Below are 333 nucleotides of genomic sequence, written 5' to 3'. Positions count from 1 at the left end.
CACAGCCACAACAAACGCCAGCGATTACTGCGGTCTCCAATGTCAAGCCAGATAACCCGACCTTGAACAAGGCCCCGCCAGTGGTAGCGGCACCGACAGAAGCCAAGGCCACAGGCCCGGTCACCATCCCAGGCGTAATCGACTTCAACGTCGGTGGTTGCAAACCGGAATATCCACGTGCCTCCCTGCGCAATGAAGAAACCGGCACCGTCCTGTTGTCCGTATTGATTGGTGCAGATGGTACAGTGGCCGACGTCAAGATCGACAAATCCAGTGGATTCCGCGGTCTCGACAATGCGGTGAAATCCCAGTTGATGTCAGGTTCCTGCAAAA

General features: G+C 55.9%; 1 protein-coding gene. It reads left to right on the top strand.

Features of this window, described 5'->3' with window-relative positions; all coding sequences use genetic code 11:
• The coding region (locus ACO0LL_RS30365; protein ID WP_422954542.1) for an energy transducer TonB at positions 1-333 on the top strand (333 nt) is incomplete at both ends.

The sequence above is a fragment of the Undibacterium sp. TC4M20W genome (genome assembly GCF_049340245.1).
Lineage (GTDB): Bacteria > Pseudomonadota > Gammaproteobacteria > Burkholderiales > Burkholderiaceae_D > Undibacterium.
Note: the sequence above shows the minus strand (reverse complement) of the source record. Positions and strands in the feature narration are given on the sequence as shown.